Annotated in this window: 17 protein-coding genes; 14 read left to right on the top strand and 3 right to left on the bottom strand. The window is 45.8% G+C overall.

Annotation, left to right across the window (positions count from 1 at the left end; all coding sequences use genetic code 11):
* Positions 1–3 precede the first annotated feature (3 nt).
* The 8 genes from MJB10_RS16670 (at position 4) to MJB10_RS16635 (ending at position 17,165) form a co-directional block, all read left to right on the top strand.
* Positions 4–1,092, top strand: coding sequence for a response regulator transcription factor (locus tag MJB10_RS16670; protein WP_314796464.1), 1,089 nt, complete (start codon positions 4–6; stop codon positions 1,090–1,092).
* A gap of 184 nt (positions 1,093–1,276) precedes the next feature.
* Positions 1,277–3,445: a glycoside hydrolase family 52 protein gene (locus MJB10_RS16665; RefSeq protein ID WP_314805692.1), complete on the top strand. Its 2,169-nt coding sequence runs from the start codon at positions 1,277–1,279 to the stop codon at positions 3,443–3,445.
* Between the two features lie 102 nt (positions 3,446–3,547).
* Complete coding sequence (locus tag MJB10_RS16660) at positions 3,548–4,528, top strand: ABC transporter permease (RefSeq protein ID WP_314796461.1); 981 nt, start codon at positions 3,548–3,550, stop codon at positions 4,526–4,528.
* Positions 4,529–4,538: 10 nt separating this feature from the next.
* On the top strand, positions 4,539–5,420 hold the full coding sequence (locus tag MJB10_RS16655; protein ID WP_314796459.1) for a carbohydrate ABC transporter permease: 882 nt from the start codon (positions 4,539–4,541) through the stop codon (positions 5,418–5,420).
* A 112-nt stretch (positions 5,421–5,532) separates the two neighbouring features.
* Positions 5,533–7,101 (top strand): type 2 periplasmic-binding domain-containing protein, encoded by a 1,569-nt coding sequence (locus MJB10_RS16650; protein ID WP_314796456.1) that lies wholly within the window; start codon positions 5,533–5,535, stop codon positions 7,099–7,101.
* 159 nt (positions 7,102–7,260) lie between these two features.
* Positions 7,261–13,893: a CBM96 family carbohydrate-binding protein gene (locus tag MJB10_RS16645; RefSeq protein WP_314796454.1), complete on the top strand. Its 6,633-nt coding sequence runs from the start codon at positions 7,261–7,263 to the stop codon at positions 13,891–13,893.
* A gap of 104 nt (positions 13,894–13,997) precedes the next feature.
* The gene (locus tag MJB10_RS16640) at positions 13,998–15,395 is read left to right on the top strand and encodes a carbohydrate-binding protein (protein WP_314796452.1); all 1,398 of its coding nucleotides are present in this window, start codon (positions 13,998–14,000) and stop codon (positions 15,393–15,395) included.
* 33 nt (positions 15,396–15,428) lie between these two features.
* On the top strand, positions 15,429–17,165 hold the full coding sequence (locus MJB10_RS16635) for an S-layer homology domain-containing protein (RefSeq protein WP_314796449.1): 1,737 nt from the start codon (positions 15,429–15,431) through the stop codon (positions 17,163–17,165).
* A 47-nt stretch (positions 17,166–17,212) separates the two neighbouring features.
* Here the strand turns inward: MJB10_RS16635 and MJB10_RS16630 are convergent, their stop codons facing one another.
* Together MJB10_RS16630 and MJB10_RS16625 are read right to left on the bottom strand one after the other, a co-directional pair.
* Positions 17,213–18,139: a helix-turn-helix transcriptional regulator gene (locus MJB10_RS16630; RefSeq protein ID WP_314796447.1), complete on the bottom strand. Its 927-nt coding sequence runs from the start codon at positions 18,137–18,139 to the stop codon at positions 17,213–17,215.
* Positions 18,079–18,900, bottom strand: a complete 822-nt coding sequence (locus MJB10_RS16625; RefSeq protein WP_314796445.1) for a sugar phosphate isomerase/epimerase family protein — start codon at positions 18,898–18,900, stop codon at positions 18,079–18,081. Before MJB10_RS16625 ends, MJB10_RS16630 begins: the two co-directional genes overlap by 61 nt.
* A gap of 235 nt (positions 18,901–19,135) precedes the next feature.
* Here MJB10_RS16625 and MJB10_RS16620 point away from each other — a divergent pair, with 235 nt between their 5' ends.
* Entirely contained in the window at positions 19,136–19,879 is a 744-nt protein-coding gene (locus tag MJB10_RS16620) for a phytanoyl-CoA dioxygenase family protein (protein WP_314796443.1), read from the top strand.
* A gap of 47 nt (positions 19,880–19,926) precedes the next feature.
* Here the strand turns inward: MJB10_RS16620 and MJB10_RS16615 are convergent, their stop codons facing one another.
* Positions 19,927–20,679 carry a helix-turn-helix domain-containing protein gene (locus MJB10_RS16615; RefSeq protein ID WP_314796441.1) on the bottom strand — a complete coding sequence of 251 codons (753 nt, stop codon included), beginning with the start codon at positions 20,677–20,679 and terminating at the stop codon, positions 19,927–19,929.
* A gap of 163 nt (positions 20,680–20,842) precedes the next feature.
* Here MJB10_RS16615 and MJB10_RS16610 point away from each other — a divergent pair, with 163 nt between their 5' ends.
* The 5 genes from MJB10_RS16610 (at position 20,843) to MJB10_RS16590 (ending at position 25,668) form a co-directional block, all read left to right on the top strand.
* On the top strand, positions 20,843–21,757 hold the full coding sequence (locus MJB10_RS16610) for a nucleoside hydrolase (RefSeq protein WP_314796439.1): 915 nt from the start codon (positions 20,843–20,845) through the stop codon (positions 21,755–21,757).
* Positions 21,758–21,769: 12 nt separating this feature from the next.
* A complete protein-coding gene (locus MJB10_RS16605) occupies positions 21,770–21,910 on the top strand; it encodes a hypothetical protein (protein ID WP_314796437.1) in 141 nt (46 codons plus the stop codon).
* Positions 21,911–22,031: 121 nt separating this feature from the next.
* Positions 22,032–23,471, top strand: a complete 1,440-nt coding sequence (locus MJB10_RS16600) for a spore germination protein (RefSeq protein ID WP_314796435.1) — start codon at positions 22,032–22,034, stop codon at positions 23,469–23,471.
* Positions 23,468–24,568, top strand: a complete 1,101-nt coding sequence (locus MJB10_RS16595; protein WP_314796433.1) for a GerAB/ArcD/ProY family transporter — start codon at positions 23,468–23,470, stop codon at positions 24,566–24,568. Before MJB10_RS16600 ends, MJB10_RS16595 begins: the two co-directional genes overlap by 4 nt.
* Positions 24,565–25,668 carry a Ger(x)C family spore germination protein gene (locus MJB10_RS16590; protein WP_314796432.1) on the top strand — a complete coding sequence of 368 codons (1,104 nt, stop codon included), beginning with the start codon at positions 24,565–24,567 and terminating at the stop codon, positions 25,666–25,668. Before MJB10_RS16595 ends, MJB10_RS16590 begins: the two co-directional genes overlap by 4 nt.
* Positions 25,669–26,077 lie beyond the last annotated feature (409 nt).

Here is a 26,077-nt window from a genome sequence, read left to right as displayed (position 1 = left end):
CGGATGATACGTGTACTTATTGTCGATGATTCCTCCCTGATCCGGGATAGTTTATCGGCATCTATTGAAGCTTATAATCAAACAACAGTTGTTGCTGGGACGGCTGCTAACGGTGCGAAAGCTTTGGATTGGCTGGAATATCATTATGTTGATCTATGTATCACGGATATTCGGATGCCAGTCATGGACGGGTTAGCCTTAATTGGCGAGATTAATCAGCGTTATCCATGGGTGCGGTGTATGGTCGTATCCAGTTATGATGATTTTCAATATGCCAAAATGAGCATTCAGCTCCATGCCTTGGATTATATTCTGAAGCCCGTGGATGAAGATCTTCTCTTCAGCGCCTTGGATAAGGCGAAAGAGAGACTAGATGAAGATCGCAATCGGGATGCTGCGCAGTTAATGCTAAGAAAGCTGCCCCATCATAAGCAAATGGTGGACAAGTGGCTGGAGCACATTCGTACCCTGCATGTGGAAACACTGCCACTACTCATCGTGGAAACGTTGGAGCTGCTCGAAGAATGGGTCGAGGGAAACTTTAACTTGCTGAATCCGCTAAGTAATTTATGGCTGAGTACGATCATCGAGGAGCTTTCTTCGGAACGTTTCAAGCTGGAGCTAGAAGAGGGCAATGACCTCGGGCTTGGGGATGCGACACTGACGCTGCAGGCGGTTCGGAGCTATTTTCGACTGTGTGCGGTGCGCAGGCTAGAGGAAGGTGCGAACCAATTAGTCGACACGATGCGTGGCATTCGTGATCAGCAATCGGTGAAGGTGATTGATAAAGTCAAACAGTACATCGATCAGCACTATGGCGAGCAGATTAACTTGCAAGACCTTGCGGATCTTGTCGCCATGAACAAAACGTATATGTGCACGTTATTCAAGCAAGAGACCGAGATGACCATTGGGACCTACACGGTAGCCGTCCGGATGAAGGAAGCTCGGAACATTTTGATGGAAACGTCGGAGAAAATATATACGATTGCCAATCAAGTTGGCTACGAAGATGTGACGTACTTTTCGCAACTATTCAAAAAGCACTACGGTTTAAGCCCGCTGGACTATAAGAAGCGGATGAAATCTTAAATAGGGAAGACCGTGCCTGGTGGGGTGCGGTCTTTTTTTGGTTTTATTTCTATCTACCACTGATTTCCCGAAGATTGTCGTAGTAAATCGAAAGCCCCTCTAGTGTTAGGAAGATATCGCTAGTCCTATAATTAATGTATAACTCGACACATGCCATCTTCAGGAGGAATGAACATTGCAATTAATGGGAGACGCATTAACTGTGCTGGGATCACGGCTAGGACTTGCCTGGGATCCAGCAAATCACCAAGCCTATCTAGTAAGGCACGGCAACCATCCAGGCTTGCCGCTTCAGCTTCATGCGGGGATTGATCTGGGAGACCGCATTCTCACACTGCCGCTCGCAGGGGAAGAACGATCCTTTGAATTTATGGATCAAGAAATCACAGCAACGACGATGTCGTTAAGCGGCATTGATCCTACGACGGGAATTCATGTGAAATTGACGGCACGCATTCCTTTTCGACCAAGGGATAATTTCTTCAGCACCGTACCGGTTGTGTACTTGGATTTAGAGGTGAAACGCTTACCCTCCTCGTTCCGCTGGACTGCACAGTACGATGAAATCGTCGAGGGCAAGCTGTTTCTAGGCTTTTCGGGCAAAGGTTTCGACTTCCATATCCATGAACCAACAGGTCATATCGAAGCGACGTATAATTCCGTGATTCTACGTCCGTTCGAAGAAGACGATCACCGCCAAGCGATTCGATCGAACGAAGAGACGATTGCCTGTAAGGACCGCATTGCCATTTTATCTGGTGAGTGGGATGGGGCTTGTGTAACCGCACCGTTCTCGCTCCATAAAGGGAATGAAGGAACGACGCTTTCACTCGCTTGGTGCGTATGGGATCAACCGCTGCTTAATGTTCTAGGCAAACGCAGCCCATTCAAATACACGCAGAGCTTTAAGAATATCGAGCAAGTTGTGGACTGGTCCATCCAGCATGCCAATGCCGTGAAAGAAAACTCAAGCAAGGTGGATCACATTTTATCCAATCACACACTGGGCGACACCACTTCCAAATTACTGGCACAAACCTTGCACGCGTGGTTAATGAATACATGGTGGGTTGTGCGAGACAACGGTCAAGACTGGTTCACTGTGTGGGAGGGGAATTGTTATTTCCACTCCACGGTGGATGTGGAATACACGCAAGGGCCTTTCTACTTGGCCTTCTGGCCAGAGTTGCTGGAGCTTGAACTAAATGAATGGCCGTTTTTCGGTAAGGATGGTCAGCGAGTGCTGGGTGAAAGTGGAGAGGGTACGCTGTTTTTATCACACGATATGGGTGTATTTGGGGATAGCACGAAGCAGTATTACCACCATGAGATGGAAGTCGAAGAAAGCACGAATTACATCCTGCTTGCCTATACCCATTGGAGACGAACAGGAAGAGACGCTACGATCAAGCAGCACGCCCAATTTATCCGCCAATTAATGGATTTTATCGTTCGATGTGATACGACGGGCAATGGCATTCCCGACAAAGGATGCGCCAATACGGTAGACGATGCCTCCCCAGCTATTCAGTATGGCTCGGAGCAAGTTTACTTAGGCGTAAAATCGCTGGCTGCGATTCAGGCAGGTATTCACATTTTGCAGCATGTGGGCGAGCTGGAGCTGCAGGCGTATGATCATTTCACTCAAGCTGCACTCGCGACCATTGAGGAACAGGGCTGGCTGGACGATCATTATGCCGTGACGTTATCGCGAACGATGGATGGCACCGTTGATCCATGGACAGGCGAACCGCAAACAGGTGAGCTGCTAGGGTGGGATGCTTATCATGTTTATACGCCTAACGGTTTGTCACTACTCGATATGGTTGGGCATCAAACTGGCTTGCGCAATGATAGACTCCGTCGTGATATGGCAACGGCTACGGATAAGACCCTAGGTCGCTATGGCTGCCGCCACACTAGCTATATTGATATGCAGGACAAGAGTATTTTCATCCCAGGGCTGGCAAGTCATTCCCGCAAGGTTGGTTGGATATCGATGAATATGCTCAGAGACATTGCTGCGGCATATCGCGGACTTGATCTTTTGCATCTCGCAGAAAACTACTGGAGCTGGCAAACCACGACGAACTCGCAGCAGATCGCGTTGTTCTTCGAGACCTTTTATGGCAACAGCTTGAGCTTCTACCCGAGAGGTGTAGCGGTGTTCGGGTATTTGGATGCAGCTGCAGGCTTCGTGTACGATGCGGTGGTTGGGACGAAGTCTTTTGCCCCAGTCCGAGGCTCCCTCCAAGTCCCTATTCTGTTGTTCGCTGATTGGGAACAAGGCACCGTGCCGATGGTTATGTCTAGCTTGGATGACGGACAGATCACCTATCGTGTCGAAACCTGACAAAAGAACAGAAGATTACCATGAACTTCGAAAGATTCCCTACTAGGACCGCGAAACGAAGGTTTATATAATTGGAGTATAAAGAGAGAAGGAGTGGGACCCATGAATGAAGAGACGATAGGAGTGACATCGGTCCAACCGATTCAGCCAGCTGCAGCCAGGAAGCACAGATCGGGAGAGCTGAGTTTTATCGGATTTGTCAGAAAAAACAACGCATTATATGTCATGTTGATTCCCGTATTTCTTTATTTTATCACATTCAAATATGTACCGTTGCTGGGCAGTATAATCGCCTTCAAGGACTACAATATCTTTGATGGTTTTATCAAAAGTAAATGGGTTGGATTCCAATGGTTTGAACTCATGTATACGAATCCGCAATATGTTCGCTTGGTCAAGAATACGTTATTGATCAGTCTTTACCAGATAGTATTTTCTTTTCCAGCGCCAATTATTCTAGCTTGTCTTTTGAACGAAGTTCGCCAAATGGCCTTGAAGCGGTCGGTTCAAACGGTGCTGTACTTGCCGCACTTTTTATCCTGGACGCTCGTATATGGGTTGGCCTACATGATGCTTTCAGAGCAAAGTGGTCTCGTGAATGACATGTTCAAAGGCTTGGGCTTGCCGACCTTCGATTTCCTTCAATCACCTTCGGCTTTCCGAAGTGTAGTCGTATCAGCTGGTATTTGGAAAGAGATGGGATGGAGCACGATTATCTTCTTGGCTGCCTTATCGGGCATTAGTCCTTCCCTGTACGAAGCGGCGAAAATGGATGGCGCAGGACGTTGGAAGCAGTTCCAGTACGTAACGCTACCCGGGTTGCTGCCAGCCATCACGATTCTCCTGCTATTGAAAATAGGGAATGTCATGGATGTTGGTTTCGAACAGGTGTATATCTTCTTAAGCCCGATAACGTACGAAGTCGGAGAGATTCTAGACACTTACGCCTACCGCTTAGGTATCATGAATGGACAGTTCTCCATTACAACGGCGATCGGATTATTCAAATCGGTGATTGGCTTCGTGCTGCTGGTTGGCGCGAATAAAATAAGTAAATCAACAACAGGTGAAAGTTTATTCTAGGAGGCTTCTAATGAAAATCAAACGATCTATGGGCGAGAAATCATTCGATGCCTTCAATATCACACTGCTGGTGATCATGAGTCTTCTCGCGTTGCTGCCGCTTCTACACGTTGTGGCAGGCTCATTCTCTTCCAATAACGCGCTCATTCAATCCAGAGTTTCCTTCTGGCCTGTGGAGCCAACACTGCAGCAATTCAAATATGTGGCAGCGAACGACTCCTTCTGGCGAGCAGGCTGGATGACGGTGAAAGTTGTCGTCATTGCCACGACCCTTAATATGGTTCTCACCATTGTCGGGTCATATCCACTGTCCAAATCGTATTTACGAGGCCGCAGGGGCATTATGCTGTTCATTATTTTTACACTGGTCTTCCAGGCGCCTCTGATTCCTACGTATTTGGTCGTCAAAGAGCTGCATTTGATCAATTCCATGTGGGCTTTAATTGTGCCTGGCGCGATTAGCGCATTCAACATGATTCTGTGTATTACGTTCTTCCGCAATTTACCCGAGGAGCTCTTCGATGCTGCAAAAGTGGATGGGATGAATGACTATCGCATTGTTTGGCAAATTGTCGTTCCATTATCCAAGCCGATCATGGTGACTTTGCTTCTGTTCTATGCCGTTGGGCATTGGAACAGTTACTTTGCCCCACTTCTGTACATTAACGATCGGCATCTTCAGACCTTGCAAATGTATATCTACTTCTTAATCGCCGCAGGCAGCTCCAACGATATTGCGGCAGCGGTTGCTGGTGATACAGGAGGCAAGCTTCTTCCTAAGGCGCTTGAAATGGCGACCATTGTGCTCGCTACAACACCAATTGTGATTCTGTATCCGTTCTTACAGAAGCATTTCGTGAAAGGAGCCACACTTGGCTCTGTGAAAGAATAAGTCGTTATGTCGACAGTTGGAAAATGTTGTATCGTGCACGGTTTCGGCATTTTCCTCAAGTCTTCATATATAATGAAATCAGCGATGTATACAAAAAGGGAGGAAATATTGAATGACTTCAACAAAAAAATGGGTTAGCTTAGCTGTAGCTGTATCGATGGTAAGTGTACTTGCTGCATGTGGCACCAAAGCAACAGAAAGCGGCTCGACAGCAAGTCCAGCCACAAGCGCGAAAGCCACGGAAGCACCTAAAGCACCAGTCAAATTCAGCTTGCTTTCGACGGACAACAATCAGCCTGTTCCAGGCGGGAATCCGATGGATGACCCGACAATTAAATATATGGCTGAGAAAACGAACACGATCCTAGATATCACATTCTTACCTCATGCACAGGCTGACCAGCTTAAGAAAGTTAAATTTGCGAGCGGTGAATTACCAGATGCCATTCAAGATTATGGTGTTAATGGCGATTTGTTCGCTAATAATCAGCTGGTTGCACTAGATGAGTATCTGGATAAATACGGACCAAACTTGAAAAAGGTCATTCCGAAAGCAGCGTGGGATGGCGTAACACGTGGCGGGAAAATCTATGCAATACCAGAATCTGCTAACGGAGATTCACCTGTTAACCGGATGTTCTTTGTACGTAAGGATTGGATGGATAAAGTCGGCATTAAGGAAGCACCGAAAACACCGGAAGAATTTATGAATATGTTGATCGCATTCCGTGATAAGGATCCGAATGGCAACGGGAAAAAAGATGAAATTCCATTGTCAGGCCGAGAAAACTTCACATGGCTAGATACCGTGCTTGGCATGTTTGGCGCTAACGAGTTCGGCGGTAAATTAATTAACGGTGAAATTGTTCCTTCCAACACAAGTCCACAAATGAAGCAAGCGCTTGCTTATCTCAGAAAGCTAAATGATGAGAAATTATTAGATAGCGAGTTCATGACGAATAAACGTAATACATGGGAACAAAAGATTCAGAATGACCAAGTCGGCGTATGGGTTCACGATCCTAGCCTTGCATGGGATTGGCAGGATAAATTAAACAAAGCGCTTCCTGGCAAAGGTGCCATTGTAGCTCCGCTTCTTTCTCCTAAAGCGCCTGGCGTTGAATATGCTGGATTCGGAATTTCTGCATACAACAAAACATTCTCGATTACCAAAAAAGCGAAAGATCCTGCAGCGATTGTTAAATTCTTTGATTGGTTAGTGACACAAGAAGGACAAGAGTTCATTAACTTCGGTGTTCCTGGCAATACGTTCACCAAAGATGGAGCAGGTAAAATTACGTATAACAAACAAAAAGATACGGACGATAAATCCATCCTTTGGAGAAGCTTAACGTTTAACCTTGCAGGTTGGAATCCAGAGTTGAAGAAAGTTCAACTAGGCGCAGATGCAGTAGCGAAATTGGAAGAATTCTTTACAGTAGGTAAAAAAGAAGGACAACCTAACGTCTTGTTAGGAGCTCCAACATTTAAGTCTACACAACCAGAAATCGGTGAGTTTGGTGTTCCTGGTACCATGTTCATTGAAACAGCAGCGAAGATTGTATTGGGTAACCAACCCGTTGACTATTTTGATGAATTCGTGAAAAATTGGAAAACGCGTGGCGGTAACGATCTGGTGAAGCAAGCGACGGATTGGTACAACGCGAACGGTAAGAAGTAGGATCGTTGGTTGGAAAAAGAGAACAAGGAAAGTGGAGGCCGCAGGTCTTCACTTTCCGAATTGCGATATGACAACGGAGCAATTTACTTTATAACATCAAATGAAAGCGCAATCATTTATGAAGTGGGGAATCAATAAAGTATGAAAGGATGGAGCCAATTGAAATCCTTCAAGTGGAAAAAACTTCTAAGCAAAGTATTAGTAGGCAGCTTGACGCTCGCTATATTAAACGGTCCAGTGTTGATTCAACCGCAGACGGCACATGCTGCAACCAATTCGGTTGTGGCCGAAGCAGACGCCTATGTAGATGGCGGCAGTGGAGGAACGACAAACCAAGGTACAAATTATAACTCGGCAACGATCCTTCCTTTGAAAGAAGATAGCAATACGGCAACAACGACGCCTTTTACACGAAGAATATTCATGAGATTCGATTTGGCCACTTTGCCAAATGCCAATGCGATTACCAATGCAAAAGTCAAAATATATGCAAAAGCGTTAGCGGGCTCTACAGTGACAGTGAATGTTTATGAGGCGAATAACACGTGGGATGAGACAACGGTAACATGGAACACGAAACCAAGTTATAATCCTGCCAAATTAGGGACGATCACGCTTGGCGAGACGGCAGGCTTCTACGAAATTGATCTCACAACGTTTATTAAAACACAAAAGTCCGTTGGAAAAGCAACGATCATGTTGTCGAGTACTTCTACGACTTCAAGAGATATTTATAGCAAAGACTATACGACGAATAATGCACTAAGACCTTATCTCGAATACACAACTGACGATGTACCGCCAGCCTATCAAGCGTCAACCGTCAGTCCCGATTACAAAGGAATCTCAGTTAACTTTAATGAGTCTCTCGTGCTTAATGCAGCAGGTACCATTAAGGATAATGTGTATCTGGCGACAAATGGCGTTGACTTCTCACCCCTAGGTGTGAACGATTCGGCAACCCTTAGCGGCAGCGGGATTCAAATTCAATTAGAGCAAGCACTAAGCGGATCCACGAATAAGATTAAAGTTGCAGGGGCGTCATTAAAAGATGCTGCTGGCAATGTCCTTTCGACTCCGGTCATAACGGAAGCGCTTATTGGACAGCAAGATGTGAGCGCACCTGCGTTTACCACGGCTGTGGTCGGTAGTGATGGCAAAAGCATTACACTCACTTACGATAAGCCCATCAGCATGACGGGCACAGCACTTCAACTGAAAGATAGTATCACGCTATCACTCAATGGCGGAACTACCTATGGGGCACTGCAATCTGGAGATAGTGTTTCCATTAATGGTAATCAACTATTTATTACATTGAATCAAGCCCTAACCGGATTACAAAATAAAGTGAAAGTAGCGTCTGGCGCGCTGAAATCAACAAGCAGTGGAACCGTAACGGCGGTCGACACGGTAACTGCGATTTTGGGCGGTCTGGAGAATGCCAGAACGATTATCGTCTCTGAAGATGCGAGAGTAGACAGTGCTGCCCTCAATGTTGGAACTAACTACGGTACAGAATCAACGATGGTGCTAAAAGAAGGCGGATCTACCTTTAATCGACGCATCTTCTTGAAATATGCGGTTGGAACTGCTGGCATTTTCAACTCGGCGAAAGTACGCTTGAACTTTGCCGACGCGGGAGCCACAGCGGAGACGTTAACGCTTTATGCGGTTGGCGATAACTGGACGGAAGCAGGACTCACGTATACGAACCAACCTGCCTATGGGACCGCGATTAGCACAACGAGTGTAGGCGGAGCCAACGGTTGGTATGAATGGGATGTTACTTCCTATGTGCAGCAACAGAAACTGGCAGATGGCACGGCATCCTTCGTACTCTTGGGGAATAGTTCACCTAACCGCACGGTGAATGCCAAAGAAAGCGGCGCGAATGCCCCGCAATTGGTTCTGAACTATGATACCATTCCACCTGCTTATTCGGATAGTACAGTAAGCAATGAGAATAAGACGATCGAACTCAATTTTAACGAACGATTGAACAATGCGACAGCGGGCGCGAGTACTTTGAAAGCTGCGATTACATTAGCTAGAGATGGGAATACGTTCTCTGCTCTAGACAGCAGTGATCAAGTCACTCTGAATGGTACGAAGCTAACCATTACACTTGCTAATCGGTTGAGCCTATCTGGCGCGAAGGTCAAGATTAATGCCAACACGTTGCAAGATGACGGGCAAAATATCCTAACAACCACTGTCACGACGAATGCCCTGTCCTATGATGACGTGGCACCGGTGCTCAATTCGGTGCTGCAAACCGATGCGACCAGCAAGCAATTTACAGTGTCAGCGAATGAAGGCTTGCTCTCGAATATGGCGAATTCTACTGATTTGAAAGCAGCGGTTACGTTCTCCACAGATGGCACGAACTTCTTGGCATTGGCAGGCGGGGACACCGTAGTAGTTACGGGCGGCACGCTCAAAGTCACGCGAGCTGCGCAACTAACAGGCAGTCTGAATCAACTTCGCGTAGCGGCAAACACCTTGAAAGATGCAGCGGGTAATGTGGTTTCCACTCCATACACGTCTGATCCCGTGATTGCGGATACAAGCGCGCCAGAAATTCAGGCAGCGTTCCCATCCAATTTTAACAAGAAAATTGTTGTTGTTTTCAGTGAAAATGTGGTCAATAACGGTGCGGATGAAGCTGCGCTGAAGCAAGCCATTATGCTTTCTTCCAATGGAGGCACAAGCTATAGTGCACTTGGCAATTCAGATCGTGTGATTCTAAGCGGAAGCACGCTTACTTTAATTCTTACCCAACCTATAGCGGGTAGCAACAATAAGCTTCGCATCAACGCGAATGCCATTAAGGATGTTATCGGAAATGTAGCAACAACAGAACTTGCTACAGCTGCAATTGCTGCGGCAAGTAATGTTTATCCGTATTTGCCCCCTAGGCAAATTGATTTGCAGAAGGCCATGGCGGATACGGAAAATATTACGTTTGGCAATAAAGATGCAGCGGAAGGTTCTGGTGTGGAACTAAAAAATACGAAAGGGCTCAGTAATATTGCCGAAGAAATTGTAACCGGTGATCGGGATCCTGTCTATATCAATCGGTATGTGTCGACCGTGAAGAAGATGCTTTCAACGCCAGCGAACATGCCTAACCTTCAAGGAGGGCTGGATAGCAGAGGGCAATCTCCGATGCTCTACAGTATCGCACTCTTGTGGAATGATCAAGAAGTGATGAGTATGTTCACAGATGCAGAGAAATCCAAGCTCCTGACGTTGTTCAAAGCGGGATTAATTAGTACAGCCTACACGATTAACGATTACAATGAGTCCGGAAATCTTCGCCCAGGGGATCGCCTTGCCATGAACGGGGACCCGAATACCTGGAATGGTACTGGAGTTAACTACTGGGAGCCAAATCTCACGATTTTCTTTACATCTTCCTTTATTTTGGGTTTGGAAAATGTGAAGGATATCCTGCAAAATTATGATCATATCGCCTTTATCAATGAGTTGAATGCGCAGGGATTAACCAAAATTAAGGAATCGTTCGAGAAAACTACGAATTTCTCCACGGCCTCTACAGAAGCAGCCAAATTGGCTGAAAAGGCAGTTAAAGTACAAAGCACCATTCAGCCTGCTAACTGGTCTTTTAAAGGGGTGACTTTAGATCAATTCCTCCAAAATCCGTTGAAGCTGCACGATGTTTCTCAACGCAATTCGTGGACGCATTTAGCACAAGAAGGCGACTATATGGGGCAGCTCGGCATGGGTCATGAGTTTGACGCGACCGATTCGAAGGGTTCCAGACAAAGCGCAAGCTACACGGTTCTAGGGATTGACCCTAGCTTGCAGAATACGCGTATTATGTCGTACTTCGGATTCATGAGTGTACCAGGCAATGAGTCCATGGCGGCCAATATTGTGAAACTGCAACGTGTTGGCGTATCGGATTATTATGCCAAAGTCATTAATGGCTATTTCACCCAATCTTCATACGAGATCGCAATGAGCTACTTACCGGAAAGCTTCTATATCAACAGTATGATATCAATGGGGTATCTGAAACCAGCATTGTTTAACGATACCTTTAACTATGACGGTGCCACAAGCAGTTTGACGGATAACTGGATTGTTAAAAGCGGCAGTTGGCAGGCGGTTAACGATAGTATCGTTCCGTATAATACGAAGGATCCTGTTTCACACATGACAGGCGCCAAGCCTGTTGATGAGAATGAAAAGCTATTAACTCAAACCAATGCTTCTGGCAACGGAGTTGTGTATGCCAAGAACAGTTTTGATAATGTCAGCTACTTCGCTTGGATCAAGGATATGGCAGCTGGCGAGACGGGATTGCTTGGTCGCGTACAAGATGAGAACAATTTCTATCTCTTCTCCTACAAGAACGGAAAGCTAGCAATTAAGAAGAAATCAGCAGGCACATTGACAACACTTGTGGAGAAAGATGTCAGTTTATCAGCAGGAACGGCACATCGTCTTCGCGCTGTACTTGAAGGTAATCATTTAACACTTCATGTTGATGGTGTAGAACAGTTAACGACGACAGATTCGACATTTACCGCTGGTGCTGTTGGGCTTTATTCAGATCTAACCAGTGCGAAGTTCGATGGTGTACTCGTGCAAAATGCAAGCGTCCATGCGCCGGATTTCCAATCCATTGGCGTAGGAAATGGGAAGCTGTCCCTGAAGTACTCAGGAGTAGCTGGCGTGAGTGCTTATAAAGTGAAGTATGGCACTGCACCGGGTCAGTATACGAACTCTTATATCACAACTAGCACGACGCCAGTTATTACGGGTTTAACGAATGATACGACCTATTACATGGTTGTTTCATCCATTGATCCGTCAGGTGAAAGTTTGAATTCCAGGGAGTTATCCTTGGCGCCGAAGGTGCCAGATGCTGTTGTTCCAACGATTACAGACATCATTTCTGACGGCAATCAGCTCCGTATTAACTTTACAACGGATCCGAAGAATACGTCATATACGCTGAAATATGGCATCAGCTCAGGCAATTACACCAAATCGATCGACAATATCACGGCTTCAGGCTATGTCGTAACCGTACCCGTTGCGCAAGCACCTTATTATTTCGCGATTGAAGGTCGAAATGCCAATGGCGCAAGCGCCCTTTCTGCGGAAAAGGTAGCGATTGCGAACAGCACGACGATGTTCAGCGACAATTTCAACGACGGTGAGTATGTCAGCGATTGGGTATTATCAATAGGCTCACCTGTGATGGAAAATGGTAAAATCAAAACGGGTATCGGTAATCCGGAGCGACTGTGGCTGACGCAAGGCTCTAATTGGAGTAATTATGCAATTTCAACTAAATTCACACTTCCGACAGATGATATCACGAAAGAAGTAGGTTTGCTTGGCAGAGTGAATACTGCTTCAACTTACTATGTGGCTGAGTATAAATATGATAAAACCGCAAACACAGAAAAAGCAATGCTTAGAAGAAAAGTGAATGGTGCGTTCCAAGCGGATATTGCTTATGACTTTACACTGAATAAGGCATTGCTTGAACACACGATGAAGGCAACCTTTGAAGGTAACCGCATCAAGCTTTATATTGATGATGTGTTGGCTTATGACCTTGTCGATACAACGCTAACGCAAGGAACTGTCGGTATTTTCTCGGTACTTACGCCTGTATATTTCGATGATTTCAAGGTTGAGTTATTGAGTGGGTTAAGTCAGCCTGTGATTACTTCCGTTGTACCAGGCGACGGTCAAGCAACAGTCAAGTTCAGTGCTGTTGCTGGTGCTACAGGCTACAACATTAAGTATGGTGATGCTTCGCATACATACACGAATGTGATGAGCGTTGCGGCGCCGCTTGCTGATGGCTCTATCATTACGGGTCTTGATACAGCGAAAACCTACTATGTCACGGTTAGTGCATTTAAGAATGGCATAGAAAGTGAAAACGCTACTGAAGTAACAACACTTACCGCTAGTCCAGTTGCCAACGTGCTAGAAGGCGCTGCGACCATACGTGCTGGTGAAGAAGTAGCGTATACATATCACTTGAATGGTGTCGCTCAAAGTATGTATCCGAATATTTATGCACAAGACATTCAGATCTCCTACGATGCAACTAAGTTGGATTTTGTCAGTGCAACCGCTGTAAAGCCGAATTACACGATGGTTGGCGGCCCGGAAACTTCGCCAGGACAAATTCGTATTAAGATGGCGAGTCTAGGAGAGCAAGGAGTCGTCACAGGGAATGAGAATTTGCTGAGCCTTCGATTTAGAAGCAAACCTTCATCTACGGCGAGTACAACGGTGATCACGGCAGTTTCTGATATTACAGACACCATTAGTAAGAAGACGACAGTCAGCGGTTCGCTGAGCATACAATTGCCAGCGCTTGATAAAGCAGCTTTAGTAGCGATGATCACGGCTGCACAAACATTGCTTGCTAACGCTGTTGAAGGAACGAATGCGGGTCAGTACCCTGCTGGTTCCAAAAATGTACTAAGTGCAGCGATTGCAGCAGCCGTCATTGTCAAAAACAATGCTTCTACTTCGCAAGCTGAGGTTGAGACAGCAGCAACTACACTTCAAGCAGCAATAGACACCTTTACAACTTCGGTTCATGGTCGCGAGCGTGAAGACGTGAATGGTATTGATGGAATTGACATTGTTGACCTCGGCCTTGTGGCTAAGAACTATGGCAAAACATCATCAGCTTCCGATTGGCAAGGAATTAAAAATTGTGATATTAACAACGATGGCGTGATTAATATTGTTGATCTTGCCGCAGTTGCACTAAAGTTTTAGATAGAAAATGGCTGGGGGAGAGATTCATCTCTCCCGGTCACTCATCCATAGGGGGTAGTCGTAGAAGAAACCTAATACTAACAATTAAAAGGAGTGAATGATGAATGAGAAAACAAGGAAAAAGAGTTGTAAAGCTTTTGGGGTGCCTAGGTATGCTGAGCTTGGTCATTAGCGTATCAACAGCTTTTGCAGCAACACCAGGTTCGGTCATTTTTCAATCTGGTTTTGAAAGCGGTTCAACACTTTCTCAGCTTGATGCACAAGATGATGATATAACGGGTACCGATACTTCGTACGCGACCAAGAACAATTGGGTGACTGATTTGGAAGGCAACTCGCAGATCGGTACATTTAAAATTCAATATGAAGGGGGAGCGGCGACAGATCGATATGCGAGTATTATCACAGATCCCGCTTATTCAGGGAATAAAGTGCTTCATTATTGGTTGAAGAATGCGACCATCCAAGACACTGGTTTCTTGAAAGGAAGAATTCAAACCAGTATCTATGATGAAACAGGAAATCCGCAGCAATCGTTAAATGAAATGTATTATAAAGTGCGTCTGAAGCTGCATCCCGACATGCAGAAGCTGGAGAGCTTCAGCAATGCCATTCCTTGGCTAACGTTAGCAGAATTCTGGAATGACCCCACGTGGACGGGCAGCAGCTACCCATTCCGCATTACGTTCGGTTTGAATAAGGATGCAAATGCTGGGTCCAATAAACCTTTGTATTTCAGTGTGAATTCGGAAAACATGGAAAATAATACACGCGTTGAAATCTGGCGCGCAGATGCCAAATCGTTCACGGTTTCCTATAATCAATGGATCACGCTGGAGTTTTACTATAAGAAAGGAGATGCATCAACGGGTAGATTTTATGTAGCCGCGACCCCGAGTGGAGGAAGCCGTCAAATTTTATTTGATGTGAAAAATTGGACTTACAATACGCATAATGCATCACCAGTCGGTCTCGCTAATTTCAATCCCATGAAGCTCTACACCGGCGAGGAGTATATCAACCACATTCGAAATAACGGCGGCATCATGCAGCTGTATTGGGATAATTTCGAGCTGTGGAACGGTTGGCCGCAAGCAGTCTATCAGGCAGAATCGATGACACTCGGGACAACATCAGGAGAAACGCTGACCAATTCCAGTGATGTCAATTGCAGCGGAGGGGTTTGTCAAATTTTCGACAGCAATGGTGTCGGGGACTATATTAACTATTTCGCCAACGTGTCTCATGATGGAAAGTATGATATTAAAGTTGGCGTCAAAAAAATGAGTACCCGAGGCAAGTTTCAAATGTCGATTGACGGCGTAAATATAGGAACTGCGCAAGATTTGTACGCGGCTTCTGCCCAGTACACCGAATTGACAATTGCCAATGATGTTCAGTTAGCTGCTGGCGATCGCAGATTTAAATTTTATGTAACAGGTACGAGTGGAACAGGTTATCAGCTAGGCATTGATTATATCAAGATCATACCTAAGGATTAAACGAAATTATTTTTTTAAAAGGGGATCAAAACTATGAAGTATTTTACATGTCTCGTTACCATCATTATGATGTTAGTATTCGGTTCGGCCGTGACGGTACTTGCCAACACTGAAGAAAATGCTGGGTTTACATTAACGGCAAGCAACGCTACTGTTGCGCCAGAAGGAACCTTTACTGTAACAGCAACTGGAAATGTAACGGCCATGTATGCTTTCGAGTCCAAATTCACCTATGATACGAGTAAGCTTGCCTTTGTTTCCGCGACAACAACGCTGACGAATGGTATCAGTGTCCCGCCCGCGGCGGACAGCAGCGAATTAGTGTTTGCTTTTACGAAAGTGGGAAAAGATGCAGCTGTAGAAAATGGCAGTAAGGCATTAACTGTACTAACATTTTCGGTGAAAAAAGGCGCGAGCGGCAATGCATCCATTACATGGGATCGTTTCATGAATGTGGACAAAAATTTGGCTACAACACCGCTCGCCCTTGGTAAAACGGCAACAATTACAATTGGCAGCAGTACGCCTACGCCGACAGATCCAACTCCACCAACTCCACCAGCTCCACCAGCTCCACCAGCTCCACCAGCTCCACCAGCTCCTTCATCAGGAAACATCATTCAGGTTACGCCTGTTGTAACGGGAGATATTGCAAAGTCAGTCATAACATCGGCATCGATCTCCACCGCAATGAGCCAAGTAACTTCTGATGCTTCTGGCACGAAGACAGCAGTGGTTGAAGTGAAACCAATGGCGGGAGCTAGCATCTATTCGCAAGAGTTGCCTGCTCAATTGTTCCAAGCGGGAACAGGTCACCAGAAGCTCGAAATTCAAACTTCTTTGGGTACAGTCACGATTTCTGACAATATGATAACAACCCAATCATTGGGTAATGCGGCCAAAGTTAGTATTGTCGTCGGTCAAGGGGATAAATCCCAACTAAAGGATTCCATTCAGAAACAAATTGGTGACAAACCGCTCATCGAGCTATCGGTCATGCTAGACGGCAAACAAGTTGAGTGGAAGAATAACATGGCGCCCGTTACTGTAGCGATCAAATACACACCAACACCAGATGAGCTCAAGCATCCTGAGCATATCGCCATTTGGTACATTGATGGAGAAGGCAAGGTAAATAAGGTTCCATCTGGCAAATACAATGCGGCAACAGGTGAAGTCACATTTAGCACAACACATTTTAGCAAATATGGGGTCGGCTATGAAGTCAAGTCCTTCGCCGATTTGGCGGCTTACAGCTGGGCTCAAACGCAAGTCGAAGTGATGGCTTCCAAAGGCATTATTGAAGGGACCTCGGAGGGGCATTTCAGTCCAGCCAGCTCGATAACAAGAGCGGATTTCATCCTTCTTCTTGTGAAAACGTTGGGATTATCTGCTGACGGTATAGGCCGTTTCAAAGATGTGCCCTCCGATGCGTATTACGCCGAAGCTGTCCATATTGCCAAGTCACTGGGCATCGCACAAGGAAATGACGACAATGTATTTAATCCTTCACAACCCATTACACGTCAGGACCTGATGAGTTTGTTAGCGAGAGCCATGATAGTGAAAGGACTGCTCCAAGATTCATCCGGAACAACGGCGCTCAATGCGTTCATCGATAGTAAAGACGTTGCTTCATATGCGAGGAAACCAATCGAAACGCTTATCCAATCAGGCATTGTACAGGGAGATGGCAATCAGCTCCGTCCTGTTGGCGAGACAACTAGAGCTGAAGCTGCCGTGTTGCTGTACCGAGTCTATATGAAGTAACACATGTCGACAGAGATGCAGCGCCATAACGATAAAGGACAGCGACCCTAATGGGCGCTGTCCTTTTGTGCTTCGCGAGGCGACATGCCGTAGTGTAAACGGAATACGCGCTCAAAATGCGTCAAGGTATTGAATCCGCTTATCAAGCAGATCTCTGTTACGGGCAATTGTGAGGTAAGGAGTAGTGCATGAGCGAACTGAAGGCGAAGCCCCTGTAAATAAAGTTGAAAGGAGATGCCAGTTGACTTTTTGAATTGTTCGCTGAAATAGTTTGGGGATAAGTGTGCTTGTTTAGCGGCATCTTCTAAGGTAATGGATTGGCGAAAATGATGCTGAAGGTAGATCAGCGATTTCTGAATACCTGGGTGAGAGGGATAAATGAATGAACGATGTTCCTCTTTGTCTATGCCCTCAGCTTTCGCATCTTCATGCACTCGATTCCGTTGCCATGCCAGAAGAAGGCGATTGAGATCACCTGACAAGGCAATATCTCGGCCTGCAGCATGAAGTTGTTGTTCTTTCATCATACTGTTAAATCGGAAAAGCACATCCGCAAAGGAATCGTCAGTTAGAAATGCAGCATAATGACCTTCATTTTGATAGAACAAGAGCTTGACCATGTCGTCAGTCAGCATCGCTTGCGAGAAGATCAGGTTGTATAATTCCAGCTTGGTTCCTGAATCTGGAGCAATTTCATGGAAATCGGCAGGTGTGAGCAAGAACATGTCTCCTTGCTTCAAACGTTGCGGAAAACCATTGACCCAGTTCATTCCTTGACCCTCTAGGACAAATGCTAGCTCATAAAATTCATGCCAATGCAGCTCAACGGGTTCAGTGAGGATATGTTTTTGTAATTGAACATGGATATCATCATGAAAGTAAGACTTATTAAGGTGTCGATTAGGTGTGGTTTTCATCGGTTTTTGGAAGACATCCAATCTTGATAGTGTTGTTGGAACGTACGGAACATCCATAGATTAACTTCCCATAAATCAGTGACAGGTTGTTTGGTGAAAGGCAGAACCTGCAGGTAGGGCGGCGGACCAAACTCAGGCGTGAACGTCATACTCGTAGCCCCGGCGGCAAGCCGATTCTCGCAAATAGTCAGCCATAATCCGATAAACGTGCTTACATGCTCTGCATATTCAGGTGCGCGTGGATCCGCGACTTGCGGTCCTTCAGGATAACCGACACGCCCGTGAATATGAATCGCGCGCTGCATCGAGAGCACCACATCTTCATCGAGAGCACTCGGCATGCTTTCACAAGCGGCACACCAATGACTGAAATCTGCGCCTATCTTCAGCTCAGGCAGAGCGCGAAGCACTTCGGCCGTTTGCCACGGTGTGAAAAAGGCCCTGCCGCGATGCGTCTCATGCGCAATGGGAATACCAATTTCCTGTTCCAATTGAAGTGCAGCACCAAAGAACTCGAGTTGTTGAACCAGCGGCATTCGGTCAGCGGCACTATGCGCATTAATAAGCACGGGAGCAAGCTCGGCAACCCGGAGGACTTGTTCGCGAAAGGAAGCGAAGTGATCAGGACCACGCGTGACAACCTGCGCGATATACGCTAATTGGTGCGCATCCAGCGCTTTTCGAAACGCAGGATCATCCGCTTTTTGAGCTGGCGGTGTGTATTCTACTCCGCAGTATCCAACCTCCGCGATCATTTCCAATTTTCCCTGCCAATTGCCGTTCCATTCCCATAAAGATTTAAACGCTTTCAGCTCCATTATAGCAGCTCCTTCTATTTTAATTACTTTCAAGTATAAAAGAAATCCACAAACACGACTTTGCCTATGTTCAGAAGCATTCAACTTATTTTCAGATCTGGTTGGATCTTTCAAGATCCCGAAAATAAGCGTACTTTTTCAGAAGATGACATAAGCATTCAGGAGCGAAGAAGTCGTATCATGAGGTTATTCCAGTCCATTGAATCTAATTTGATAACAAAGGGAGCGAACAACAATGAGTTTAATTCTGAATCAAGAAGTCGCAGCGTATCAGGAGAAAGGTTATCATCTGCATAAGAAGCCTTTATTTTCGAAGGAGAAACAAGCAAAGTTGAATGAAATTTTCGAGGAGCAATTAGCGCAGAAAGGGTCCAAGCTATCGGATGAGCTGGATACTCCGCATTTTCGAGATGAGCGCTTGCTCGAGTTTTTGCTATCAGATGAGGTGTTGGACTTAGTTGAACCTTTCATTGGGCCAAATATCGCGCTGTGGTCGAGTCATTTTATTTGCAAAGATCCTTTCGTAGGACGCGCAACACCGTGGCATGAGGATTCGGCCTATTGGAAAAATCGGGTGGATGGTTTCGATCAAATCATTACGGTATGGTTAGCAATGGATCGCAGCAATCAAGAAAATGGCTGTATGCGCGTCATTCCTGGCACACATCGCAACGGTTTCTCCGAGTATGAGGATGTTGATGGTACAACCAATACGTTCAACACACAAATCAAACAGGTTGATGAATCCCAAGCCGTGTACTTTGAGTTAGAACCAGGAGAATGCTCCCTGCACGATTCCAGAATTATTCACGGGGCTGCAGCGAATACAAGTCCCTATCGCAGATGCGGTTACACGATGAGATACTTTTCAACGAATATTAAAGTGCTGCAAGAAACGGATCATCGCGGGGAAGAGTTTAAAATTTGGCTGGCTAGAGGCAAGGATTTGGCTGGAAATAAGTATGCGAATGTGAAATAGAATTAGACGAAGGACAGTGGCCCTCATGGGTGCTGTCCTTTTTTACGTCACGATTCTCCGCTGAGCCTAAAGTGACGCGGCGTCATCCCCATCTCCTTCTTAAACAGCGAGCAAAACTGCGCATCGTTCGCAAAGCCGCTCTCACCACCCACAGCTGAAATGGAGAGATTTGTTTGCAGTAAGAGTCGTTTGGCAATTTCAAACCGCTTGGACATCACGTAGTTCATGGGGGAAAGTCCATATGTCTCCTTAAAAAGGTGACGGAACCGATCATAGCTATAACCTACGAGTTCAGCTAATGTTTCAACGCTAATCGGATGACTCACGTTTTCATCGATGTAGTTTTTTGCATAAATCAACTTATCGATCGTGGGATTTGTTGAGGAGAACGTATCATAACGAAGCAGTTCAATGATCAGTTCGCCTACCAGATGATTCAATTTGGCCGCGTAGTAAGAGCGTTTATGCTGCATTTCCATCCGCATCGCTTGCAATAAAGGAAGGATTGGTGAATCCAGTTGATCGAGGTATAAACCTTCGCGTAATGCATACGTTCCTGCGTTCATTTGAAACCCGATACATATGACATTCGTGTCAAACTCGTGCCGCTCGTCATGGCGGGTATGCGGTTTAATTACCGTAAAGGTGCTGTCGTGGAACTGGTAGGTGACATCGCCTACACGGGTCGTACCAAGACCTTCCCGATAGTAAACCAATTCATAGCATTGATGCTGATGAGGAGCGATGCAAGCATGTTGTTCTCGCGTCGTTTGAAGCAGAAAACTGAATTGTCCGTTCATCGAATCGCATATCCTTTCGGATTCACATTAGCCGAATCGTATAAGATTTAAGCCGAATAATGATAAAAATATATCATAAAAAGATCTAATATTACAGTATATTTAGTTTTAGTTTAATACATAAAAGCCAAATCATAATAAAAGTTTGCGAAGGAGTTGTCCCATGAAATTTCCTCCTATTCCCGAAGAACAACGTATTCAACGCTTGCAGCCGAAATCCGGCAAACTTCGTATGGTGCTCGATACCGACACATTTAATGAAATCGATGATCAGTTCGCTGTTGTCTATGCTTTGCAATCACCTGAGCGCCTTCAAGTAGAGGCTTTTTATGCAGCGCCTTTTTTTAACGATCTGTCCACTGGACCGAAGGACGGCATGGAGAAGAGCTATTACGAGCTTCATAAAATTGTAAAGTTGATGAATCGCACAGAAATTCCGATTTACAAAGGGTCGGAAAGCTACTTGAGCGGCCCTGAAGCACCTGTGGAAAGCGAAGCTGCTCGTAATTTGGTTGAGCGGGCTATGCAGTCTTCGCCAGAGGATCCGTTATATGTGGTCGCGATCGCTGCGATTACGAACGTAGCTTCTGCCATTCTGATGGAACCTCGGATCATCGAGAATATCGTTGTCGTCTGGCTCGGGGGTCATGGCTTGCATTGGATGGATACCCGCGAGTTCAATTTGGAGCAGGACATTCACGCGGCACGGGTTGTTTTGGATAGCGGAGTTCCGTTAGTGTTGATTCCATGCCATGATGCGGCCTCCAATTTGAAGACAACGCTGACTGAGATCGAGGCTTATGTGAAAGGAAGCGGGGCTATCGGTCACTATTTGTATGAAACCTTCCGCGATTGTCACCCCGACCATTTTGCCTACTCCCGAGTGATTTGGGACATTTCAACCATTGCGTATCTCGTTGATGAAAGAAACACGCCGAGTGTACTTATCTCGAGTCCAGTCCTTTCGGATGACGCCAGATGGAGTATTGATCATTCGCGCCACCTGATTCGCTATGTGCAGCATATTAAGCGTGATCCAGTCTTTCGGGATTTGTTTCTAAAGCTGCGCACGGAATGAGGAATAGATTATTTGGCACTCCTCAGGGGGTGCCGATTTGCGTTTGTTCGTTTAACCTCAGCGGGGGCGGAGGAAAATGCCGCAACTGCGGAGCATTTGGCTGAATTGGCACATACGTTAAATCGATTAATTGGTGAGTTCAAAGTATCCTAACCACACATCTTTTAGAGGAGTAGCTTGCCATGCGGCAGCTGCTCCTTTTTTGTCATGAACCCCACATATTATAGGCACGCTCTGGACACAGTAAGGGAAGTACTGGGAAAGGAGGGTCAACATGGAACAAAAGCCAACCGTTGAAGAGATCGAGCAATATTTTAAGCAAATATTTACCGAACAAAGTGACTTTCAAACGAAATCTCTGACGATTGGGGGAAAGCAGATTAGGCTGTTTTATTTAGAAACCTTGATTGATTCCTCGATCGTACAAGCGTTCATTTTGAAACCGCTGCTTCACCATCCGGATGGTGAGGTTCGTGAAGTCGTGTCGATTCTTGACTATGCCGAAACCGAGCTACTGGAAGAAGCGGTCCAGGCGATGATGTATGGGAAAACGGTGCTTCATCGCGATGGAGAGAGCCGTCTTTATTTGCTAGGTGCTGAATTAAAGAAGGAACGCTCGATTAATATCCCGACCAATGAGCGGGTACTGCGCGGCCCGCACGAGGCGTTCATTGAAAATTTAGATACGAATCTCAATCTAATGCGTAAGCTGATAAACTCAACTGATTTCATCGTTAAATCCTATACGATCGGGCGGCTATCGCAAACGAAAGTGGCTGTGATGTACATCAAGTCGATTGCACAAAAAGCAACTGTTGAAGAACTGGAGAGAAGGCTTCTAAGCATCGATATCGATTACGTGGAGGCGCCAGGATTTATTGATGAATTAATACGGGAGAAGAAATTCAGCCTGTTTCCACAGCTGCTCATTACAGAGCGCCCAGACCGTGCACGCGCCTATATGATGGAGGGGAAGGTCGTCATAGCAACTGCAGGTTCGCCCGATGTAATCATTCTGCCCGTCACGTTCTGGTCTTTTTTCCAAAGTCCAGATGATTACCAAGTCAGTTGGCTGGTAGGCACCTTCTTTCGGCTATTGCGAATCTGCAGCTTTTTAATAACACTTACCGCGCCTGCCCTGTATGTGGGGGTCAGTGCCTTCAATCCACAGCTGCTACCAGTCAATTTCGTAAATACACTGCAGAGCTCGCTTAAATACGTCACACTTCCGCCAGTCTTAGAGGCGCTTTCGATGATGCTCGCGTTTGAAATTTTAAGAGAAGCGACGATTCGGCTGTCGAGTCCTGTCGCTCAAACCATTGGCGTAGTTGGCGGTATTGTCGTCGGAACAGTGGTCGTTCAGGCTAATTTGGTTTCTAATGTCATTGTTATCGTTATCTCTTTAACGGGATTGGCATCCTTCGTCCTGCCATCGTACGAGATGAGCAGCGCAGTTCGCCTGCTAAGCTATCCTGCGCTCCTTCTGTCCTCGTTGTTCGGCCTATTTGGCCTGGCCTTCTTCTTCATGATGATTTGTATACACATATGCCAAATGACTACGATGGCCCTCCCTTACTATACGCCGCCCTTCTCTTTAAGTGATATGAAGGATACACTGTTACGTGTTCCGCTTTGGAGCCTGCGCAACCGACCGGGTGGAACAGCGCCGAGCAATCGAACAAGGATACGGAATCCAAGGAGTTGGAAGCGTTGAGGAAGGAAGAAACTATCACTGGAAGACAGCTGATCGTGCTCGTGATCATGGCCCAGCTCGGAACCGAAGTACTATCCCTCCCCCATGTAATGGCTGGAAAAGTCGGTCATGATACTTGGCTGTCCGTATTGCTGAGCGGACTAGCCGCAGAGCTAGGCATCGTGCTGATTTGGTGGCTTGGCAGCCGATATCCAGCGCGTAACCTGTTTGCTTATATTCCGCTTATTGTCGGTAAGCCGATTGGGTCTTGCATTAATTTGGTATATGGAAGCTATTACGCCATTTCTGGACTCTTGTTGACATTGCTTTATGCTGACATTTTAAGAAGATGGCTGTTTGTGGAGACGCCTAGATCGATCATCATTCTTATGCTACTTGTCGTGTGCGGCTATGCGGCATCATCATCACTGAAGCAGCTTGCTCATATATCGCAAACCTTTATGATCTTCGCTTACATCAGTTTTTTGCTTATCGTTTTTACTGGAATCTACGGACTTGACGTAAAAAACTTGCTTCCAATTTTACCCAGTGGCTGGCTACTGGTTATGAAGGGAGCATATACCGCATTTAGCGCTTATATCGGCTATGATCTGCTCCTTTATGCCTACCCGTACGTGCAGACATCAAGCAAAAAGAAACTGCTTCTTGCGATGACGTTGGCGAACGCCAGCACGGCCGTGTTCTATGTTGCGGTTTGTCTGATCTGTTCAATGAAGTTCAGCTTGGAACAGCTCTCCGTTATTCCAGAGCCGATCGTTTTTATTCTAAAGAACTATAAAATTGACATCTTACAGAGTATCGATATCTTGTTTCTCATCTTCTATGTATGCATTGTATCGGCAACGATCTATGTCTATTTCTTTATGGCGGCTAAAGCATTCGTACATCTACGTAGTCAAGGCTTGGGTAAGCAGCATATTTGGGTATGGGCTATAGTATGCGTCTGTTTCATAGGAAGTTTCTTCATAATGAGGCGATTATCCATTGTGAAATTTGGCGCGATTCAGGACGTAATTTCTATCATGATGGTCGTTGTTCTGCCAGCCTTACTGCTCTTGATTTCTGGACTGCGAGGCACGGGGAGGAGCGAAATATGAAGAGAGTGATTGCAGCGCTAATCATTTGCTTGCTGCTGACAGGATGCTGGGATCAGGTTCAACTGAAGAAGATGCTATTTGCCGACATTATCGGGCTCGATTATGAAGGTGACGGCAAGCAGCTCAAGGTGAGTTTTGTTATTTCCTCGCTTCGAAATGTCCATCAGGGAGGAGGCATCGCGAATAACTTATACCTTGAATCAAAAGGCAAAAACATCTATCACGCCGTGGATAACACAAACAAGGAAATGCCTGGCGTCCTTGCTGCGCTTGAGACCAGGTTGTTTCTACTCAGCACCCGATTCGCCAAAGATCAGCCGCTGAACTATCTGGATATTACCAGTCAATTTAGGACCAATCCGTTATACGGCTATCTAGCGGTGTATGACGGCGATCTTTCCAAGCTGTTGGCTACGAAAAAATTTAAAGAAGATCTGACCGCAGCGGATTTTTTAGTAGGCTTATTAGAAGATGAGCATAAGAGAGGAACAATCCCTTCAAACCAATTACTCGATTATATTCTCGGGGGAGGGCGGTTCTTGAACGATTTCGCTCTCAACCGGTTTGAGCCTTATGAGAACGGGGCTCGCCTTGCAGGTACTGCTTTGTTTAAAGACGGAAAATATACTGGCGTCAATCTGAATAATGAGGATACCCAACTAGCCGTTCTGATGAATGGCGCAGTTGGCAGATCCCAGCCGCTCGTTGGTAACATTGGCGGAAAGCGTTATACAACCCTGGTAAAGGAAGTTAAAAATGATGTCCATATTATCAGTAGTGATGACGGTCTTAGCGAAATTAACCTCTCGTTAAAACTAGATCTTAAATTAATCGAAGATGGACATAAAGTGAAGAAACATACGAACACGATGCTCACGGAGTTGGAGAAGAAAATAACAGATGATCTCACAGCGAAAATATCTAACATGATTGCAACCTTGCAGAAGGCCAATTGCGATATCTTCCAGCTTGGGCATGAGGTTGCTGCCTATCATCCGAAGCTGTTTAAAGGCAAAGACTGGTGGCGCGAGCAGTATCCGAAGATCAACATTAAGCCGATTGTGAGGGTTAGGATTCTGAACAGCGGTGTTTTGGATTAATGAGGGGATAATCAGCGAATGCTGGAGCAATATAGGTCAATAAATAGTTTTCTGCATGCAGCAAGAATCTACTTCTTTCAGAGCTATGAACGCTCTTTGATTGGTCATGACGAACACATTGCGTTTATACATGCATTAAAGCGTTACGATTTAAAAGATGCCTGTGCGAAGCTTGAAGAGCACATTATGAATAGTAAGATCAATATGATTGATCACTTAAGTCAAAATGGAGGGGGCTTAAGGGGCCACCGAAGGGTATCCTTGGTTTGGACGGCATTACAATATCGGCTTGGAGCCGTTCTCGAGCTATCCTACGCTCGGGCTTGAAGAAGCCATCCGTAACGATAGCGCAGGATCGATTGGTCCACGAGAAAGCAAATCTTTCTGTTTAAAAGCATCACCCTATCAG

The organism is Paenibacillus sp. MBLB1832, assembly GCF_032271945.1.
Taxonomy (GTDB): Bacteria; Bacillota; Bacilli; order Paenibacillales; family NBRC-103111; genus Paenibacillus_E; species Paenibacillus_E roseopurpureus.
The sequence above is the reverse complement of the archived record's forward strand: the minus strand, read 5'-3'. Positions and strand labels throughout refer to the sequence as shown.

Coding starts and splice junctions, on each gene's coding strand:
- MJB10_RS16670 (WP_314796464.1), top strand. CDS start 4: ATGATACGTGTACTTATTGTCGATGATTCCTCCCTGATCCGGGATAGT.
- MJB10_RS16665 (WP_314805692.1), top strand. CDS start 1,277: ATGGGAGACGCATTAACTGTGCTGGGATCACGGCTAGGACTTGCCTGG.
- MJB10_RS16660 (WP_314796461.1), top strand. CDS start 3,548: ATGAATGAAGAGACGATAGGAGTGACATCGGTCCAACCGATTCAGCCA.
- MJB10_RS16655 (WP_314796459.1), top strand. CDS start 4,539: ATGAAAATCAAACGATCTATGGGCGAGAAATCATTCGATGCCTTCAAT.
- MJB10_RS16650 (WP_314796456.1), top strand. CDS start 5,533: ATGACTTCAACAAAAAAATGGGTTAGCTTAGCTGTAGCTGTATCGATG.
- MJB10_RS16640 (WP_314796452.1), top strand. CDS start 13,998: ATGAGAAAACAAGGAAAAAGAGTTGTAAAGCTTTTGGGGTGCCTAGGT.
- MJB10_RS16635 (WP_314796449.1), top strand. CDS start 15,429: ATGAAGTATTTTACATGTCTCGTTACCATCATTATGATGTTAGTATTC.
- MJB10_RS16630 (WP_314796447.1), bottom strand. CDS start 18,139: ATGGATGTTCCGTACGTTCCAACAACACTATCAAGATTGGATGTCTTC.
- MJB10_RS16625 (WP_314796445.1), bottom strand. CDS start 18,900: ATGGAGCTGAAAGCGTTTAAATCTTTATGGGAATGGAACGGCAATTGG.
- MJB10_RS16620 (WP_314796443.1), top strand. CDS start 19,136: ATGAGTTTAATTCTGAATCAAGAAGTCGCAGCGTATCAGGAGAAAGGT.
- MJB10_RS16615 (WP_314796441.1), bottom strand. CDS start 20,679: ATGAACGGACAATTCAGTTTTCTGCTTCAAACGACGCGAGAACAACAT.
- MJB10_RS16610 (WP_314796439.1), top strand. CDS start 20,843: ATGAAATTTCCTCCTATTCCCGAAGAACAACGTATTCAACGCTTGCAG.
- MJB10_RS16600 (WP_314796435.1), top strand. CDS start 22,032: ATGGAACAAAAGCCAACCGTTGAAGAGATCGAGCAATATTTTAAGCAA.
- MJB10_RS16590 (WP_314796432.1), top strand. CDS start 24,565: ATGAAGAGAGTGATTGCAGCGCTAATCATTTGCTTGCTGCTGACAGGA.